A 16,110-nucleotide genomic window follows, 5' to 3' on the forward strand; every position below is an offset into this window, starting at 1 on the left:
TTCCGGCCCCGCTCCGGGCCTCTTCGCGTGCCGCATGGTGCCGCGCACCCCTCCCCCGGGCCGCGCCTGCGGCCGCCTCGCCTGAAGCATAGGCAAGTCCCTTGAACGGAAAGGGATTTGATCAGATTCGATCGAAACACACCACTGGAACGGACGCTTCCGCACCATGAAGGTTCCATAAAGAAAGCATGATCCACATCACAGAGGTTTGCGGTTTGAACTTAAGTCTGCCTAACGTGCTCCCCTGTTCGTGGCCACACGGACCCAGTTCATCCGGAACGCCGAGTCCTGCCATCGGATGAACAGGCAGCAGAGCAAAGCACCATGGCAGGGGCGGGGGAACCACAGGTAAGTCGCCTGCAATTGGTCCGATTTGACCGATTTCAGGCTCGGGGTGAAGCCGTGCTCACGCACGGCCGGGCAACTCCAGCCCGAATCCGACAGCTCACCTCGCAGGCGTGGGAGAGGAACGCATCTTCATGCTGTCCAGCAGCGCGTCCAAGCGCACCCGCCGTCTGATCGCCGCGACCGGTGTGGTCGGCATCGGCCTCTCGGTCCCGTGCCTCACTGCCGGTTCCGCTTCCGCCGCCACCGTCTCCACCTGGGACAAGGTCGCCCAGTGCGAGTCCACCGGCGACTGGAGCATCAACACCGGCAACGGCTTCTACGGCGGCCTCCAGTTCACCTCCAGCACCTGGGCCGAGTTCGGCGGCACGCAGTACGCCGCCCAGGCCAACCAGGCCAGCAAGGGCCAGCAGATCGCGATCGCCGAGAAGGTGCTCGCCTCCCAGGGCCCCGGCGCCTGGCCGGTCTGCTCCGTGCAGGCCGGACTGACCAAGGGCGGCGGCGCCGCCCAGGTCGACACCTCCTCGGCCGGCACCACCGCCAAGACCACCACGCCGAAGGCCACCACCCCCAAGGCGGCCACCCCGGCGCCGAAGGCGGCCGAGCAGCAGACCACCACCACCACGACCACCGCGGCCAAGAGCTACACCGTGGTCGCCGGTGACTGGCTCTCCACCATCGCGCAGAGCCAGAACGTCGAGGGCGGCTGGGAGAAGCTCTACGAGCTGAACAAGGCGATCCTGTCCGAGGGTCCGGACATGATCTACCCGGGTCAGCAGCTGGCCCTCGGCGGCACCACCACCGTGGTGACCAGCGCGCCGAAGTCGACCGCCCCGGCGCCGAGTTCGTCGTCGGCCGGTACCGGCACCAAGACCACCAAGAGCACCAAGGCCGCGTCCGGCTCCACCGCCACCACCGCGGTGGCGGCGACCGGCAGCAAGGCCGCCGCGATCAACTTCGCGATGTCCAAGCTCGGCCAGGCTTACGTCTACGGCGGCAGCAGCAACGGCGGCTGGGACTGCTCGGGTCTGACCCAGGCGGCCTTCCGCCAGGCCGGCATCTCGCTGCCCCGGGTCGCCAACGACCAGGCGGATGCCAGCACCCGGGTCTCGCTGGACAACCTCCAGGCCGGCGACCTGCTGTTCTGGTCGAACAACGGCAGCAACTCCGGCGTCTACCACGTCGCCCTCTACATCGGCGACGGCAAGTACGTCGAGGCCGCCAACCCGCGGGCGGGCGTGAAGACCGAGTCCATCGCCAACTGGGCGCCGGACTTCGCCGGTCGCGTCTGACGCACCCAGGCCGCTGCCCCGGAGACCCTGGTCGGCTCCGGGGCAGCGGCCTGCCCGCAGCGATTATCCTGGCGGTGATGTGCGCCTTCGCTTCGTCGGTCATGTCGCGGAGTTGCCAGCCCACAGTTCGACCGCGAGGACCAGCCATGACCGTGCCGCCCACCGCGACCCAGCGGATCGCCGAGACCATCCGGCCCGCGATGCTCCAGGGTCTGCAGAACGCCGACCTCGGCGGCGCCGCCGGCACCCAGCACATCAACGCCTGGGCGGACTGGATCGCCGAGGCGGTCTTCCACACCGCCGTCCAGCCGCTCGCCGTCGAGCGCGACGCGTTCGCCGACCGGGTCGACACCCTCAGCGAGGTCGCGAAGCGGCACAAGGCCAACTACCTGGACGCGGTCCAGGACGTCCAGCGCCTGAACAGCCGGGTCGCCGAGCTGGAGGCCGAGCTGGCCGAGCTGCGCGCGACCCCCGACGAGCCGCCGACCGACTGACCGGGGCGGCCCGTTCGCCGTGTCCGCCCGGCTCCGGCGGCCTATGCTGCGGCGGTATCCCCTGCGTCCAAGGAGCCCCGCATGGCCAAGGTCACCGTCTCGCTCGACGCCGACTTCGCGATCGAGCTGATGCTGCTCTCCGGTACCAGGAACCCGCAGGACGCGGTCGAGTTGATCCTCCGTGACTACCTGGCCCGGGGCCGTCGCACCGAGGCCCGGACCTCGGACGCCGCCGACGAGGCGCGGCTCGGCGCCCGCCCCGCCCCGATCGTCCAGGAGGGCTGACCGGAGGTACGACGGCGGGGCACGAGAGATCTCTCGTGCCCCGCCGTCGTACCTCCGGTCAGCCCTTGGCGTGGGCGCCCGTCGAGCCGCGCATCACCAGCTCGGGCTGGAACATGAACTCGGCGCGCTGCCCCGGGCTCCCGCCGACCTCCTCCAGCAGGGCGTCGACGGCGGCGGTGGCCATCGCCTCGACCGGCTGACGGATGGTGGTGAGCGGCGGCTCGGTGAAGGCGATCAGCGGGGAGTCGTCGAAGCCGACCACCGAGACGTCCTGCGGCACCGCGAGCCCGCGCTGGCGGACCGCCCGGATCGCGCCGAGCGCCATCATGTCGCTGCCGCAGACGATCGCGGTGCAGCCCTTGTCGAGCAGCGCGTTGGCCGCGGCGTGGCCGCCCTCGACGCTGAACAGGGTGTGGTGGACCAGCCCTTCGGCCTCCGCCTCGGTCAGGCCGAGCAGCTCGCGCACGGCCGCCGTGAAGCCCTCGATCTTGCGCAGCACCGGGACGTACCGGCGCTGGCCGACCGCGAGGCCGATCCGCTCGTGGCCGAGCTCGACCAGGTGCTGGACCGCCATCCACATCGCGGCCCGGTCGTCCGGTGAGATGAACGGGGCGGCGATCTTCTCGCTGTACCCGTTGATCAGCACGAACGGGACCTGACGGCCGGTCAGCTTGGCGTACCGGTCGTGGTCGGCGGTCGAGTCGGCGTGCAGACCGGAGACGAAGACGATGCCGGCCACCCCTCGCTCGACCAGCATCTCCACCAGTTCGTCCTCGGTGGAACCGCCCGGGGTCTGGGTGCAGAGCACGGGGGTGTACCCGTGCCGGCTCAGCACCTGTTCGATCACCTGGGCCAGCGCCGGGAAGATCGGGTTGCTGAGCTCGGGGGTGATCAGGCCGATCAGGCCGGCGCTGCGCTGCCGCAGCCGGGTCGGGCGCTCGTAGCCGAGCACGTCCAGGGCGGCCAGCACCGTCTGCCTGGTCGTGGCCGAAACCCCTGCTTTGCCGTTGAGGACGCGGCTGACGGTCGCTTCACTGACCCCCGCCTGCGCCGCGATGTCCGAAAGTCGCGCCGTAGTCACGATCCCAGAGCCTATTGCAACCACGTCAGACCGCCCACCAGATGGTGCTGTCCGCCGGCAGCAGGGTGGCACCGTCCACCGCGACGGCTTCGGTGGAGGAGAGCAGGATACGGCCGGGCGCCGCGATCCGGACCGGCTCGGCGCCGACGTTCACGGTGCAGACGAAGGAGCCACGACGGAAGGCCAGCACCCCGGCCGGGGTGTCCAGCCACTCCACCGAGGCACCGGCCCCGAGGTCCGGGTGCTCCCGCCGCACGGTCAGCGCGCTGCGGTAGAGCTCCAGGGTCGAGGTCGGGTCCCCGGCCTGCGCCTCCACGCTCAGCCCGGCCCAGTCGGCGGGCTGCGGCAGCCAGCTCGGGCCGCCGACGGTGGGGCCGAAGCCGTACGGCGCCTCGGTGCCCGACCACGGGATCGGCACCCGGCAGCCGTCCCGGAAGCCGTCCTGACCGGCCTGCCGGAAGAACGACGGGTCCTGCCGGACCTCGTCCGGGAGGTCGGTGACGTCCGGCAGCCCGAGCTCCTCGCCCTGGTAGACGTAGGCGGAACCGGGCAGCGCGAACATCAGCAGGGTGGCGGCGCGGGCCCGGCGCAGGCCGAGTTCGCGGTCGCCGGGGGTGCGGATCTGGGTGCCCAGGCCGGGCGGGTTGGCGAACCGGGTGGCGTGCCGGGTGACGTCGTGGTTGGACAGCACCCAGGTCGCCGGGGCGTCCACCGGACGCATCGCGTCCAGCGAGGTGTCGATCACCTCGCGCAGCTCGGCGGCGTCCCAGGAGGTGCCCAGGTACTGGAAGTTGAACGCCTGGTGCAGCTCGTCCGGGCGGACGTAGTTGGCGGTCCGTTGGACGGTCGGGGTCCACGCCTCGGCGACGCCGATCCGGTCGCCCGGGTACTCGTCCAGGATCCGGCGCCAGGCGCGGTAGATGGCGTGCACGCCGTCCTGGTCGAAGAACGGCATCACGTCGTTGCCGAGCAGCTTGAGCTGGTCGGCGCCGCCCAGGTCGGGCAGGCCCGGGGCCTTCACCAGGCCGTGCGCGACGTCGATCCGGAAGCCGTCCACGCCCATGTCGAGCCAGAACCGCAGGATCGAGCGGAACTCGTCGGCGACCGCCGGGTTCTCCCAGTTGAAGTCCGGCTGCTCGGGGGCGAACAGGTGCAGGTACCAGTCGCCGTCGGTGCCGTCCGGGTTCACCGTGCGGGTCCAGGCCGGGCCGCCGAAGATGGACTCCCAGTCGTTGGGCGGCAGTTCACCACTGGCACCCTTACCGGGCCGGAAGTGGTAGCGCTCGCGCAGCGGCGAGGCCGGCCCCTCGCGCAGCGCGCGCTGGAACCACTCGTGCTGGTCGGAGGAGTGGTTGGGCACCAGGTCCACGATGATCCGCAGACCCAGCTCGTGCGCGTCCCGGATCAACCCGTCCGCGTCCAGCAGGGTGCCGAACATCGGGTCCACCGCGCGGTAGTCCGCCACGTCGTACCCCGCGTCCGCCTGCGGCGAGGCGTAGAACGGCGACAGCCACACCGCGTCCACACCCAGCGCCTTCAGGTACGGCAGCCGGCTGCGCACACCCGGCAGGTCACCCATGCCGTCCCCGTTCGAGTCGGCGAAACTGCGCGGGTACACCTGGTAGATGACCGCATCCCGCCACCAGCCTCTGGAGGCAGCACCGTTCGCAGCGATGGACTCGGCGGCGGGCCGGGAGGTGTCGGCCAGGTTCTGGGTCATGGACAGTCATCCCTTGGGGACTAGGTGTCGTCCCGCCGGTCCGGGGTGCGGATCGGCGGCACGCGGCAACAGACGGAGGCGGGTGCTGAGTTGACGGTACGTCGAAGCGTCAGGACTTGGCCGCGCCGGCGGTCAGTCCGGCCACGAGGTGACGCTGTACCAGGTAGAAGACCAGGGCTGCGGGAAGTGCGATCAGCACCGAGGTGGCGGCCATCAGGTTCCACTGGCTCTCGTACTGGCTGACGAAGGTCTGCAGACCGACCGCCAGGGTGTACTTGCCGGAGCTCAGCAGGAAGGTGGAGGCGAAGGCCACCTCGGCCCAGGCGGTGAGGAAGGAGTAGAAGGCCGCCACCGCCAGGCCCGGGCGGGCCAGCGGGATGATCAGGCGCCAGAAGGTGCCGAACGGGCTGAGCCCGTCCACCCGGCCGGCCTCGTCGATCTCCATCGGGATGGTGTCGAAGTAGCCCTTCAGCAGCCAGGCGCAGTACGGCACGGTGGTGGCCGAGTAGACCATGATCAGGCCGGTGTAGCCGTCCAGCAGCTTGAGCGCCGAGAGGATCGTGTACATCGGCACGATCAGCACCGCGATCGGGAACATCTGGGTGACCAGCAGGGTCCACATCAGCTGGCGGTGCCCGGCGAAGCGCATCCGGGAGACCGCGTAGCCGGTGGTGGCGGCGACCAGTACGCCGAACACGGTGGTGCCGCCGGCCACGATCACCGAGTTGAGGAACCAGGTGGCGAAGTCGGTCTCGAACAGCACCTTGGAGTAGTTCGAGAAGGTGATCTTGTCGAAGATCTGCCCGGGGTGCAGGTAGTCCATCTTGTCCGGACCGAGCGAGATGAAGCCGATGTACACCACCGGGAAGAGGGCGACCAGGCTGGCGATCACCAGGGCGCCGTGCGACAGGGCGCGGACCAGCGGCGTGCTCTCGCCGCGTCGGCGGACCTTGGCCGGACGGGACGCCGGGGCGGGGGTCTTGACGGTCTCTTCGATGGTGGCGGTCATCGGGAAGCCTCTTCGTTCCGGGCCAGCCAGCGACGGTAGAAGCTGGTGAAGACGATCAGGATGGAGAGCAGCAGCACGCCGTAGGTGGCCGACTGGGCGTAGTCGCGCGGCTGTTGGCCGAAGCCCAGGCGGTAGGCCCAGGTGACCAGGATCTGCGCGTCCGGGGCGCCGTTGCCGAACAGCAGGAAGATGACGGCGAACTGGTTGAAGGTCCAGATCACGCCGAGCAGCACCACCGTGGAGGAGACCGTGCGCAGGCCGGGCAGGGTGATGTGGCGGAACCGCTGCCAGGCGGTGGCGCCGTCCATCTCGGCGGCCTCGTACAGCTCGTCGGGGATCGACTGCAGCCCGCCGAGCAGGGAGACCATCATGAACGGCACGCCGACCCAGGTGTTCACCAGGATGGCTGCCGCCTTCTGCGCGAACGGGTCGGAGAGCCAGGCGGGTTCGGGCAGGCCGAGCGAGCCGAGCAGTCCGTTGACCACACCGCCGTCGGCCAGCATCAGCCGCCAGGAGAAGATCGTGACGAAGGTCGGCACCGCCCACGGCAGGATCAGCATCAGTCGGTAGAGACTGCGGCCGCGCAGCCGCTGGTTCATCAGCAGGGCGAGCGCCAGACCGGTCGAGTAGGTGAGGGTCACACAGATGACCGTCCAGGCGATGGTCCAGACGAAGTGCGACCAGAACCGGTCGTAGGAGCCAGGACCCCAGAGGATGTCGGCGTAGTTGTGCAGGCCGATGAACTCGTAGGTGGCCGGGATCTCCTTGACCCCGATGGTGCGGGCCGAGTTGAGGCTGTTGGCGTCCGTCAGGGTCAGGTAGAAACCGTTGATCAGCGGGTAACCGACCAGCACGCCGAGCACGATGACGACCGGCGCGACCATCGCGTAGGCGTACCAGTGCTTGCTGTACGAGAGCTTGACGCGTGCCACCAGGCCGGGGCGCGGGTCGTGGCTGCCCTTGCTGGGCGCGCCTTGCACGGCGACTGCCATGAGTTGACACCTTTTCGGGAGGTCCGCCGCGGCTCGGGGCGGTGACTGCTGTCGGTACGGGAACGGCCGCCCGGGCCACCTCGGTCAGGTGGGCGGCCCGGACGGCTGGCTGGTTACTTCGAGAAGCCGGGGAGCAGCTTCAGGTAGTCGACGGCGGTGGCGTCCAGGCCGGCCTGGGTGCTGCTCTGGCCCTGCACGATCTTGCCGAGGTTGGTCCCGATCGAGCCGAACAGCGAGCTGTACTCGGGCAGTTCGGGGCGCGGCTGGGCGGCGGTCAGGATCGCCTGGAAGCCGGCGATGCCCGGGTTGGCCTTGACCTCGGCGGTGTACGCGTCGGTGCGGGTCGGCAGGGTGGAGTTCTTCAGCGCCAGGAAGGTCTGGCTCTCGGCGGAGGTGAGGAACCCGGCCAGCTTCTCGGCGGCGGCCTTGTGGGCCTTGTCCGCACCGGCGTAGACCGAGACGTTGTGGCCGCCGGTGGGGGCACCGGCCTTGCCGGCCGAGCCGGCCGGGACGGCCGCGATGCCGAGGTTGTTCTTGTCGGCGAAGGCGGCGCCCTTGTAGATGTTGGTGATCTCCCACGGACCCTGGATGATCGCCGCGACCTTGCCGGTGTTGAAGGCGTCCATCATGTGCGCGTAGCTGTCGGTGGTCACGTCGGCCTTGGCGGTGCCGGGCGCGGTGAACATCGACTTGTAGGTCTCGACGGCCTTGACGGCCTCGGGCGAGCCGATGGTGATCTTCTTGCCCTTGGCGTCCACCATGTTGGTGCCCTCGCCGTACAGGAAGGGCATGGCGTAGTAGCCGTCACCGGCGCGCAGGAAGAAGCCGTCCACCCCGGCCTTCTCCTTGACCTGGGCGGCGACGGTCTTCAGCTCGTCCCAGGTCGCGGGGGCCTTGGTGACGCCCGCCTTGGTGAACAGCTCCTTGTTGTAGAGCAGGCCCAGGGTGTCGGTGACGATCGGGGCGCCGTAGACCTTGCCCTCGTACGTCGCCTGCTCGATCAGGCTGGCCTGGAAGGCGGCCTTGTCGGTCATCCCCGGGGTGCCGTCCAACGGCTCCAGGAAGCCGGCCTTGGCGAACGCGGAGGTCCACCCCACCTCGGAGCGGAAGGCGTCCGGAGCGCCGGTGGCACCCATCGCGGTCTGCAGCTTGTTCTGCGCCTGGTCGAACGGCACGTTCTCGAACTTGACCTTGATGTTCGGGTTGGCGGCCTCGAACTTCTTGACCAGGGCCTCGTAGTTCGGCGCCTCGTTGGTGGCGTTGGAGGTGTCCCAGTAGGTGATGGTGACCGGGCCGTCAGCAGCCTTGTCATCGGATCCGGAGCCGCTGCTGCCACAGGCTGCCATGGTGACCGCGAGGGCCGCAACGAGGGCAGAGGCCGCGATGCCACGCCGCATGAGAACTCCTAGGGAAAAGGTGGGGGTGCCCGGGATGGAGGTGGACGGCGCATAATGGCTGTCCCACGCCGACTGCGCCGTTGCAGGCCGTCGGGCTTGGGGAGGAACGTAACAGCGATGCAACCGCCGTCGAAAGGTCTTGCAGCAAGTTTCTGCAAGAACCGGGGATCGTTACGTCCACGTGTCCTGGACGTTGCCGCAAGGTAGTCGGCCGACGCGACTCCGAGGGCGGGACCTCCGGCCCCCTTTTTAAATGATGTACGTCATTTATATTGAGAGCGCAGCCGTCCGCGTCAGCGTTTCTGGAGGAACCTGTGCTCTCCCCGCAGTCGACCGAGACCGTCCGCGCCACCCTGCCCGCCGTCGGTGGGGCCATCGGGGAGATCACCCCGCTGTTCTACGCCAAGCTGTTCGCCGCCCACCCCGAGCTGGAGCGCGACCTGTTCAACCGGGGCAACCAGGCGGTCGGCGACCAGCCCCGCGCCCTGGCCGGCTCGATCGCCGCCTACGCCACCATGCTGGTCGAGCAGCCGGAGGTACGCCCCGGCGCGATGCTGGCCCGGATCGCCCACAAGCACGCCTCGCTCGGCGTCACCGTGGCCCAGTACGAGGTGGTGCACACCCACCTGTTCGCCGCGATCGTGGAGGTGCTCGGCACCGCCGTCACCCCCGAGGTGGCCGCCGCCTGGGACGAGGTCTACTGGCTGATGGCCAATGAACTCATAGCCCTGGAAGCCAAGTTGTACCTGGAGGCCGGTCTGGAGCCGGGCGACGTCTGGCAGTCGATGACGGTCACCGGCCGCACCCGGGAGACCGCCGACGCGCTCTCCTTCACCCTGCGCCGCACCGACGGGGGGCCGGTCGCCGCGTTCCGCCCCGGCCAGTACGTCAGTGTCGCCGTCCAGCTCCCCGACGGGGCCCGGCAGATCCGCCAGTACAGCCTCTCCGCCGCGCCCGGCCGGGACGAATGGCGGATCACCGTGAAGCGCGACGGCGAGGTCTCCGGCCACCTGCACACCACGGTCCGCGAGGGTGACCCGATCGAGGTCTCGCACCCCTTCGGCGACCTGGTCCTGGACGAGGGCGACGCCCCACTGCTGCTCGCCTCCGCCGGGATCGGCTGCACGCCGATGATCGGCATCCTGGACCACCTGGTGCGTACCGGCTCCGACCGCCGGGTGGTCGCGGTGCACGGCGACCGCTCGGCGGCCGACCACGCCCACGCCGCCGAACTCACCACCCTGACCGCCGAGTTGCCCGGATCCACCCTGCACCGCTGGTACGAGGACCAGGACGGCCGGGTCGACCTCGGCACCGTCGACCTCCCCCACGACGTCCGCGCCTACCTCTGCGGCCCGCTCCCCTTCATGCGCACCGCCCGGGCCCAGCTCCTCGACCGGGGCATCCCCGCCGGGGCGATCCACTACGAGGTCTTCGGTCCGGACCTCTGGCTCGCTAGCCGCTGACCGGCCCGATCGTCACGGTGCAGACGCCCGGCGCGCTGAACGGGTGCAGCCGGACGATGTGCTGACCGTCCGCCAGGGCGTCCAACAGGCCCTGGTGGACGGCGCAGATCACCTCCGGGTGCCGCTCCGCGGTCCGGAGGAACGGGCAGTCCCGGAGTAGCAGTTCGCCGTCCGGGCCCGGCTCGGGCCGGAAGCCCCAGCGTTCGGCGGCGGCTCGGACCCGGTCGGCCAGCGGGGCGTCGTCCGGCGGCTGCCCGGCGCCCCAGTCGCGGCCGGCCCGGGTGGCGCCGAGCCGGCCGTAGCCGTGCGCCAGGATCTCGACCAACTCCCGGTAGGCGTCCAGCTGTTGGTGGGCGGGGGCGGCCGCGTAGCGCAGCTTGGGGCGGCCCCGGCCGGTGCCGGGGTGCCGGGACACGGTGACCAGGCCGGCCTGGACCAGGGCGGTCAGGTGGTGCCGGATGGTGGTCGGGTGCAGGCCCAGCGTCGCGGCCAGCTGCTGGGCCTCCAGCGGCCCGGCGGCCGAGGTCAGCTCGGCCAGCAGCGCCCGGCGGGCCGGGACGGCCAGTGCGCGGTGCACACCTGCGTTCCCCGCCGCTGCTGCCCCGACACCGTCCATGCGGATCAGCCGACGCCGAGCCGCAGCACGGTGGTGGACCGGAACTCCTCGCCCGGCCGCAGCACGGTGCTCGGGTAGTCGGGGTGGTGCGGCGAGTCCGGGTGGTGCTGGGTCTCCAGCGCGATCCCGGCGTACTTCCCGTACGGGACCCCGCTCGGGCCGCGCACCGCACCGTGGAAGCCGTTGGCCGTGTAGACCTGCAGCCCCGGCTCGGTGGTCAGCAGCTCCAGGGTGCGGCCGCTGTCCGGGTCCTCCAGGAAGGCGGCCCGGGTCGGCGTGCCGTCCGCGCTGCGCTCCCGGAGCACCCAGTTGTGGTCGTAGCCGCCGGCCGCCGTCAGCTGCGGGTGGTCGTCGTCGATCGCCTTGCCGACCGGGCGGGCGGTGCAGAAGTCGAACGGGGTGCCGGCCACCGGCTCGTACGGGCCGAGCGGGATCTGCCGGGCGTCCACCGGCGTGTACGCGTCGGCATCCAGGGTGAGCAGGTGGCCGAGCACGTCTCCGCTGCCCTCACCCGCGAGGTTGAAGTAGGCGTGGTTGGTCAGGTTGACCACGGTGGGGTGGCTGGTGACGGCCCGGTAGGCGATGGTCAGGGTGGCGCCGTCCAGGGTGTACCCGACCGTGACGTCGAGCGCGCCGGGGAAGCCCTGGTCGCCGTCCGGGCTGTGCAGCTGGAGCCGGACGCCGCCCGGGATCTCGGTGGCACTCCAGATCCGGTGCGCGAAGCCGTCCGGACCGCCGTGCAGGGTGACGCCGTTCCCGGTGGGGGCGAGCGGGAACTCCTCGCCGTCGATGGTGATCCGGCTGTCGGCGATCCGGTTGGCGTACCGGCCGACGGTGGCGCCGTAGTGCCGGGCCGGGCCCAGGATGCCCGTCAACTCCTCGGTGCCGAGCAGGATCTGCGCGGGGCGGCCGGCCCGGTCCGGCGCGGTCAGGCCGTGCAGCGTGGCGCCCAGGGTCAGCACGGTGGCCTCGACCCGGTCGCTGCGCAGCGTCCAGCGTTCGATCGCCGCACCCGCGCCGGACGCGTCGAAGGGCTCCCGCCGTACCTCGGTCTGCTGGGCCACCATGAACCGTTCCTCCTGGTGCGAGCTCTGTCCGACCCGGTGCGATCCGGTCGTCTGCCCACAGCCTAGGGGCTGTCCGGCCCATCGCGCCGGATCGGACCGGGCACCTGGCCGGTCAGTCGGTGTCCTCCGACTCCGGGCGGGGCAGGCCGAGAGCCTCGGCCAGGCCCTCGGGGCCGGTGCCGATCTTGCGGTGGACGGCGGCCAGCCGCCGGTGCACCAGGCTCAGCTGGACGTTGAGCTGATCGGCGATCCGCTGCGGCGGGACGCCTTTGGCGGCCAACTCGGCCACCTTGCGCTCGTGCTGACTGAGTGACTCCTTGCTCAGGGTGCGCAGCCGGTTCGGCCGCAGCCCCGTCCTGGCCAGCTCCCGCCTGGCCTGGGCGACCAGGACGTCGGCGCCGCAGCTCTGGGCCAGCTCGATGCCCTGGTAGAAGTACTCGGCCGCGTCGGTCAGCCGACCGGTACGGGCCAGCGCGGTGCCCAGATCGACCAGCGAACAGGCGAGTTCGTAGCTGACCGGGGACTGGGTGAGCAGGTTGACCGACTCCTCCAGCAGCGGCACCGCGATCTGGCCGTCCGACACCGCCGCCTGGATCCGGAACGCGGTACCGCGGGCCGAGGCGGTGCCGAACTTGTCCGCCCACTCCATCGCCTGGGCCGCCATCGCGCGGGCCTCCTCCGGCCGGTCGGGCGCCAGGGCGAGGGCCAGCTGACCGGCCCACGGCGCCCAGACCGGGTTGAACCAGCCGCGCTTGGTCAGCTGGGCGCCGACCGAGCGGAACACTTCGATCGCGCCGGCCCGGTCGCCCTTGGCCAGCAGCAGCTTGCCGTACAGCGTGGGCGCGTCCGGCAGCACCATCGCGGTCGGGTGGTACGGCGGCTCGAAGTGGTACTTCCGCGCCAGGTCCCACGCCTCGGTGACCCGGCCCCGGGCCAGCAGGGTGTCGCACAGCACGCCGACCACGTCCCACTGCAGCGGCAGGTCAGGGGCGATCCGCTCGGACAGCCGCAGGCCCCGGCGGAGGAAGTCCTCGGCCTCGGCGAGCAGCCCGCGCCGGAACCGGACCAGGCCCATCAGGAAGTACGAGAAGCCCCGGTGCGCACCGCTCCAGCCGGCCACCTCGAACTCGGTGATCGCCTCGGCGAACAGCTTCTCCGCGCTGTTCAGCTGGTCGGTGTAGGTGTACGTCAGGCCGATGATGGCGGGCAGTTCGAAGCCCCAGGTGGTGTTCCGCCAGCCCAGGCCCTCCGGCAGCCGGCCCGCGTCGGTGGCCTGCTCGACGAAGCCGAGCGCCCGGCCCGCAGGCTCGCCGCGGAGCGTCAAGTCCCAGGCCCGCAGGGTGTAGACGGCCCGCTCGGGGCTCCGCTGGCCGCTGATCCGGCCGTCCAGCGCGGCCAGCCGACGGGACCGCTCCGGGCCGTCCGCCTCGTCGCGCTGCCAGGCGATCCACATGAAGTGCAGCGCCTCCAGCCGCAGCCGGTCGGGGCCCGCCGCCGTCCGCTCGGCCTCGATCCGGCAGACCTCGGCCGCCTCGATCAGCTCGCCGGAGTGCGCCAGCACCTCGGACAGCCGGAAGGTGGCGTCCACCCGCTTCTCCGGGCTGAGGCCCGGCTCCAGCGCGAGGGCCTGCTTGAGCTGGTGCACGGTGGCCAGCGGGTCGGTGAGCAGCGCGGCGCTGCCCGCCTCGAACAGCACCTCGGCCCGGACGTCCTCGTCCGGCGGCTCGTACAGGGCGCGCTGCAGACAGCGCAGTGCCGCCTCCGGGGCGCCGATCGCCAGGTGCTCGGTGGCGGCCTGCCGGAGCTTGGCCACCATCAGGTCGTCGCCCTCGGGGTGGGTCTCCAGCAGGTGCCGGGAGGCGTCCAGCAGCGAGCCGCCGGAGTTCTCGATCGCGGTGGCCGCGATGCCGTGCATGCCCGTCCGGGTGCTGGGCGGCATGGTCTGGTAGATCGAGGTGCCGATCACCGGGTGGACGAAGTCGAGCCGTCCGTTCGGCCCGGTGGTGAGCACGTGGTGGCGGCGCAGCTGACGGACCGACTCCTCCGCCTCGGCCGGGCTCTGCGCGCAGATCGCGGCGGCCAGGTTCTGCTTGATGTCGGTACCGAGCAGGGCGCAGGCCCAGGCGAACCGGATCACCCGGGCGCCGAGCTTCTCCAGCCAGTAGTCCATCGTCATGCCCTTGGCGGCGGCCGCCAGGTCGTGCAACTGCTGGACGTTCTCCTCGAACGGCTCCAGCTGCTGTTCCTTGACCTCGCGCAGCAGCACCGCCACGTCGTACGGGTTGCCCCGGGTGACCGCCCAGACCTGACGGCAGAACAGGTCCTCCGCCTCCGCGCCCAGCTCGTCCCGGACCAGCTCGCTGACCGAGGCCGGGTTCAGCGGCCGGAGCACGTGCCGGCGGGTGGCCTGGCTCTCGATCTGCTGCTGGAGGCTGCGGCCCTCCTCCTCGAACTCGTTGCGGTGCGCGAAGACCAGCAGCACCGGCAGGTGCCTGGCCCGGACCGAGAACGAGGCCAGCCAGGTCAGCGACTCCTGGTCGGCCCAGTGCAGGTCGTCCACCATCATCACCAACGGCGCTCGGCGCGGCGCCAGTTGGGTGAGCACGTAGTCCAGGCCGTCCCGGACACCCTGCGGGTCGAGCTGCTCCACCTCGCCGGACGGCGGGACCAGGCCGATCGCCGGGCCGACGATGCCGTACCAGCCGCCGAAGACCTCGCTGCGCTCCGCCTCGGTGAGACCGCCGAGCACCGGCAGCAACAGCTGCTTGAGGACGTGGAACGGCTCCTTGATCTGCCGCTCGCCGCCGCGGCCGGAGAGCACCGTGCAGGTCTTCCGGAGTTTGGCCAGGCGCCGGACGTGGTCCATCACCGCCGTCTTGCCCAGACCGGCGGGCGACGCGTACACGAGGAGTTCGCCGATCTCGGTGCCACCGGCCTCGAAGTCCTGGCAGAGCCGGTCCAGCGCCTGCTCCGCGGTCCGCAACTCCTCGTCCCGCTCGCGCAGGCGACCGCTCCTGGCCCCGCCCTGATGATCGACCACTGCCCCAGCCTCCGCTTCGCACCCGTCCCATGCACCTGTTGCGAGACTAGTACCGTGGCCGCCCCCGTGGCGCGCGTTCGCGCAGGCTGGAGTGCCCGTTCAGGGTTCGGTGCCGACGCCGGGGGCAAATCCCTTGGTACCCCTGACGTCTGATGATCAGATCAGATACTCTTCGCCCCGAACGGGGCGCCGCTGATCTTCAGCACGTATACGGCGCAAAGGCTTCCTACAGAGCCGTGGAGAGCGCCAAGAGCACGCACAGAACCGAGCGCCGGGAGTCCCATGTCCGACGAATGCTCACTCGAGCTTCCGTTCCCCCACCGTCGAAACCCCCACCAGTCCCACGCGACCCAGCACCACCAGGAATGGCTGCATCGCCACCGCGAACTCGCTGCCTCCACCGGTGAGTTGGCATATGCCCGCTGGGAAGTCCCGGAACTCGCCGCGCTCACCTACCCGGAGAGCAGCCCCGAGGACCTCGACCTGGCGGCCGACCTGATGGGCTTCTACTTCCTCTTCGACGACCAGTTCGACGAGGCCCTCGGCCGGGAGCCGGAACGGGTGGCGGCGATCTGCGAACGCCTCACCGCCATCATCCACAGCACCCGCCCGCTCGGCAGCACCCCCACCGAACGCGCCTTCGCCGACCTCTGGCGGCGCAGCCTGCAGGGCATGTCCGCCCGCTGGCGGGCCAGGGCGGCGTACAACTGGGAGTGGTACTTCGCCTGCCATCCCGCCGAGGCGGCCGGCCGGATATCCAGCCGCCTCCCGGACCGCGAGGGCTATCTGATGCTCCGTCGGGGGACGGCGGCCATGGAGACCATCTTCGACATGGTCGAACGCCTCGGCCGGTTCGAGGTGCCGCAGGCGGTGCTGCACCATCCAGTACTGCGTCAACTGCGGCAGCTGGCCGCCGACATACCTTCGCTCTCCAACGATGTCCGCTCCTACGCCCAGGAACTGGCCCGGGGCGACGTCGCCAACCTGGTGATGATCGTCCAGCGGGAACGCGGCTGCCCGGCCGACGAAGCCGCCTCGGTGGTGATGGCCGAAGCCCAGCTCATGGTGCACCGGTTCGCCGAGCTGATGGGCCAACTCCCCGAGATCTACAGTCTACTGGGTCTCACGACCACCGAGCGCCACTCCGCGCACCGGTACGCCGACGGCTTGGCCGCCTGGACCGCCGGCTACCTCCGCTGGGAGGCCAGGACCGGTCGTTACCTGGCCGGTTGAGACCGGCCGGAAGGCACCGTGGCGGCCGGGCCGTCACGGGGTTAGGGTTCCGCACGGGTCACTACTCCGAGTG

The 16,110-nt window shown here is 70.8% G+C and carries 13 protein-coding genes and 1 riboswitch; of the genes, 5 read left to right on the forward strand and 8 right to left on the reverse strand.

From position 1 onward, the window contains the following. Nucleotides 1-269 precede the first annotated feature (269 nt). Nucleotides 270-472: riboswitch (cyclic di-AMP (ydaO/yuaA leader) on the forward strand. The 3 genes from ACIRPK_RS25725 to ACIRPK_RS25735 all read left to right on the forward strand — a co-directional run bounded on the left by ACIRPK_RS25725 (nucleotide 459) and on the right by ACIRPK_RS25735 (nucleotide 2,416). Further along, a complete protein-coding gene (locus tag ACIRPK_RS25725; RefSeq protein ID WP_403042156.1) occupies nucleotides 459-1,637 on the forward strand; it encodes a transglycosylase family protein in 1,179 nt (392 codons plus the stop codon). It overlaps the preceding riboswitch by 14 nt. A gap of 146 nt (nucleotides 1,638-1,783) precedes the next feature. After that, the gene (locus ACIRPK_RS25730; protein ID WP_403042158.1) at nucleotides 1,784-2,131 is read left to right on the forward strand and encodes a hypothetical protein; all 348 of its coding nucleotides are present in this window, start codon (nucleotides 1,784-1,786) and stop codon (nucleotides 2,129-2,131) included. Between the two features lie 81 nt (nucleotides 2,132-2,212). Next, complete coding sequence (locus ACIRPK_RS25735) at nucleotides 2,213-2,416, forward strand: hypothetical protein (RefSeq protein ID WP_403042160.1); 204 nt, start codon at nucleotides 2,213-2,215, stop codon at nucleotides 2,414-2,416. A 58-nt stretch (nucleotides 2,417-2,474) separates the two neighbouring features. Here the strand turns inward: ACIRPK_RS25735 and ACIRPK_RS25740 are convergent, their stop codons facing one another. The 5 genes from ACIRPK_RS25740 to ACIRPK_RS25760 form a co-directional block, all read right to left on the reverse strand. After that, complete coding sequence (locus tag ACIRPK_RS25740) at nucleotides 2,475-3,497, reverse strand: LacI family DNA-binding transcriptional regulator (RefSeq protein ID WP_403042162.1); 1,023 nt, start codon at nucleotides 3,495-3,497, stop codon at nucleotides 2,475-2,477. Between the two features lie 25 nt (nucleotides 3,498-3,522). Next, nucleotides 3,523-5,217, reverse strand: coding sequence for a glycoside hydrolase family 13 protein (locus tag ACIRPK_RS25745; protein WP_403042164.1), 1,695 nt, complete (start codon nucleotides 5,215-5,217; stop codon nucleotides 3,523-3,525). 109 nt (nucleotides 5,218-5,326) lie between these two features. Beyond that, nucleotides 5,327-6,226 (reverse strand): sugar ABC transporter permease, encoded by a 900-nt coding sequence (locus tag ACIRPK_RS25750; protein WP_403042166.1) that lies wholly within the window; start codon nucleotides 6,224-6,226, stop codon nucleotides 5,327-5,329. Beyond that, nucleotides 6,223-7,218 (reverse strand): carbohydrate ABC transporter permease, encoded by a 996-nt coding sequence (locus ACIRPK_RS25755; RefSeq protein WP_403042168.1) that lies wholly within the window; start codon nucleotides 7,216-7,218, stop codon nucleotides 6,223-6,225. The genes ACIRPK_RS25750 and ACIRPK_RS25755 overlap by 4 nt, the downstream gene beginning before the upstream one ends. A gap of 113 nt (nucleotides 7,219-7,331) precedes the next feature. Then, the gene (locus tag ACIRPK_RS25760) at nucleotides 7,332-8,615 is read right to left on the reverse strand and encodes an extracellular solute-binding protein (RefSeq protein WP_403042170.1); all 1,284 of its coding nucleotides are present in this window, start codon (nucleotides 8,613-8,615) and stop codon (nucleotides 7,332-7,334) included. A gap of 314 nt (nucleotides 8,616-8,929) precedes the next feature. Here ACIRPK_RS25760 and ACIRPK_RS25765 point away from each other — a divergent pair, with 314 nt between their 5' ends. After that, nucleotides 8,930-10,081 carry a globin domain-containing protein gene (locus ACIRPK_RS25765; protein WP_403042172.1) on the forward strand — a complete coding sequence of 384 codons (1,152 nt, stop codon included), beginning with the start codon at nucleotides 8,930-8,932 and terminating at the stop codon, nucleotides 10,079-10,081. Here the strand turns inward: ACIRPK_RS25765 and ACIRPK_RS25770 are convergent. The 3 genes from ACIRPK_RS25770 to ACIRPK_RS25780 all read right to left on the reverse strand — a co-directional run bounded on the left by ACIRPK_RS25770 (nucleotide 10,071) and on the right by ACIRPK_RS25780 (nucleotide 14,804). Further along, nucleotides 10,071-10,658, reverse strand: coding sequence for a helix-turn-helix transcriptional regulator (locus ACIRPK_RS25770; protein WP_403042174.1), 588 nt, complete (start codon nucleotides 10,656-10,658; stop codon nucleotides 10,071-10,073). The two genes, ACIRPK_RS25765 and ACIRPK_RS25770, sit on opposite strands and share 11 nt — an antisense overlap. A gap of 44 nt (nucleotides 10,659-10,702) precedes the next feature. Further along, complete coding sequence (locus ACIRPK_RS25775) at nucleotides 10,703-11,764, reverse strand: aldose epimerase family protein (RefSeq protein ID WP_403042177.1); 1,062 nt, start codon at nucleotides 11,762-11,764, stop codon at nucleotides 10,703-10,705. A gap of 112 nt (nucleotides 11,765-11,876) precedes the next feature. Continuing rightward, complete coding sequence (locus ACIRPK_RS25780) at nucleotides 11,877-14,804, reverse strand: ATP-binding protein (RefSeq protein ID WP_403042180.1); 2,928 nt, start codon at nucleotides 14,802-14,804, stop codon at nucleotides 11,877-11,879. A 408-nt stretch (nucleotides 14,805-15,212) separates the two neighbouring features. Between ACIRPK_RS25780 and ACIRPK_RS25785 the strand changes: the two genes are divergently transcribed. Continuing rightward, entirely contained in the window at nucleotides 15,213-16,037 is an 825-nt protein-coding gene (locus ACIRPK_RS25785) for a terpene cyclase (RefSeq protein ID WP_403042183.1), read from the forward strand. The last annotated feature ends 73 nt before the right edge of the window (nucleotides 16,038-16,110 follow it).

The sequence above is a fragment of the Kitasatospora sp. NPDC101801 genome, from assembly GCF_044766665.1.
Classification (GTDB): Bacteria; Actinomycetota; Actinomycetes; order Streptomycetales; family Streptomycetaceae; genus Kitasatospora.

Coding starts and splice junctions, on each gene's coding strand:
- ACIRPK_RS25730 (WP_403042158.1), top strand. CDS start 1,784: ATGACCGTGCCGCCCACCGCGACCCAGCGGATCGCCGAGACCATCCGG.
- ACIRPK_RS25735 (WP_403042160.1), top strand. CDS start 2,213: ATGGCCAAGGTCACCGTCTCGCTCGACGCCGACTTCGCGATCGAGCTG.
- ACIRPK_RS25745 (WP_403042164.1), bottom strand. CDS start 5,217: ATGACCCAGAACCTGGCCGACACCTCCCGGCCCGCCGCCGAGTCCATC.
- ACIRPK_RS25750 (WP_403042166.1), bottom strand. CDS start 6,226: ATGACCGCCACCATCGAAGAGACCGTCAAGACCCCCGCCCCGGCGTCC.
- ACIRPK_RS25755 (WP_403042168.1), bottom strand. CDS start 7,218: ATGGCAGTCGCCGTGCAAGGCGCGCCCAGCAAGGGCAGCCACGACCCG.
- ACIRPK_RS25760 (WP_403042170.1), bottom strand. CDS start 8,615: ATGCGGCGTGGCATCGCGGCCTCTGCCCTCGTTGCGGCCCTCGCGGTC.
- ACIRPK_RS25775 (WP_403042177.1), bottom strand. CDS start 11,764: ATGGTGGCCCAGCAGACCGAGGTACGGCGGGAGCCCTTCGACGCGTCC.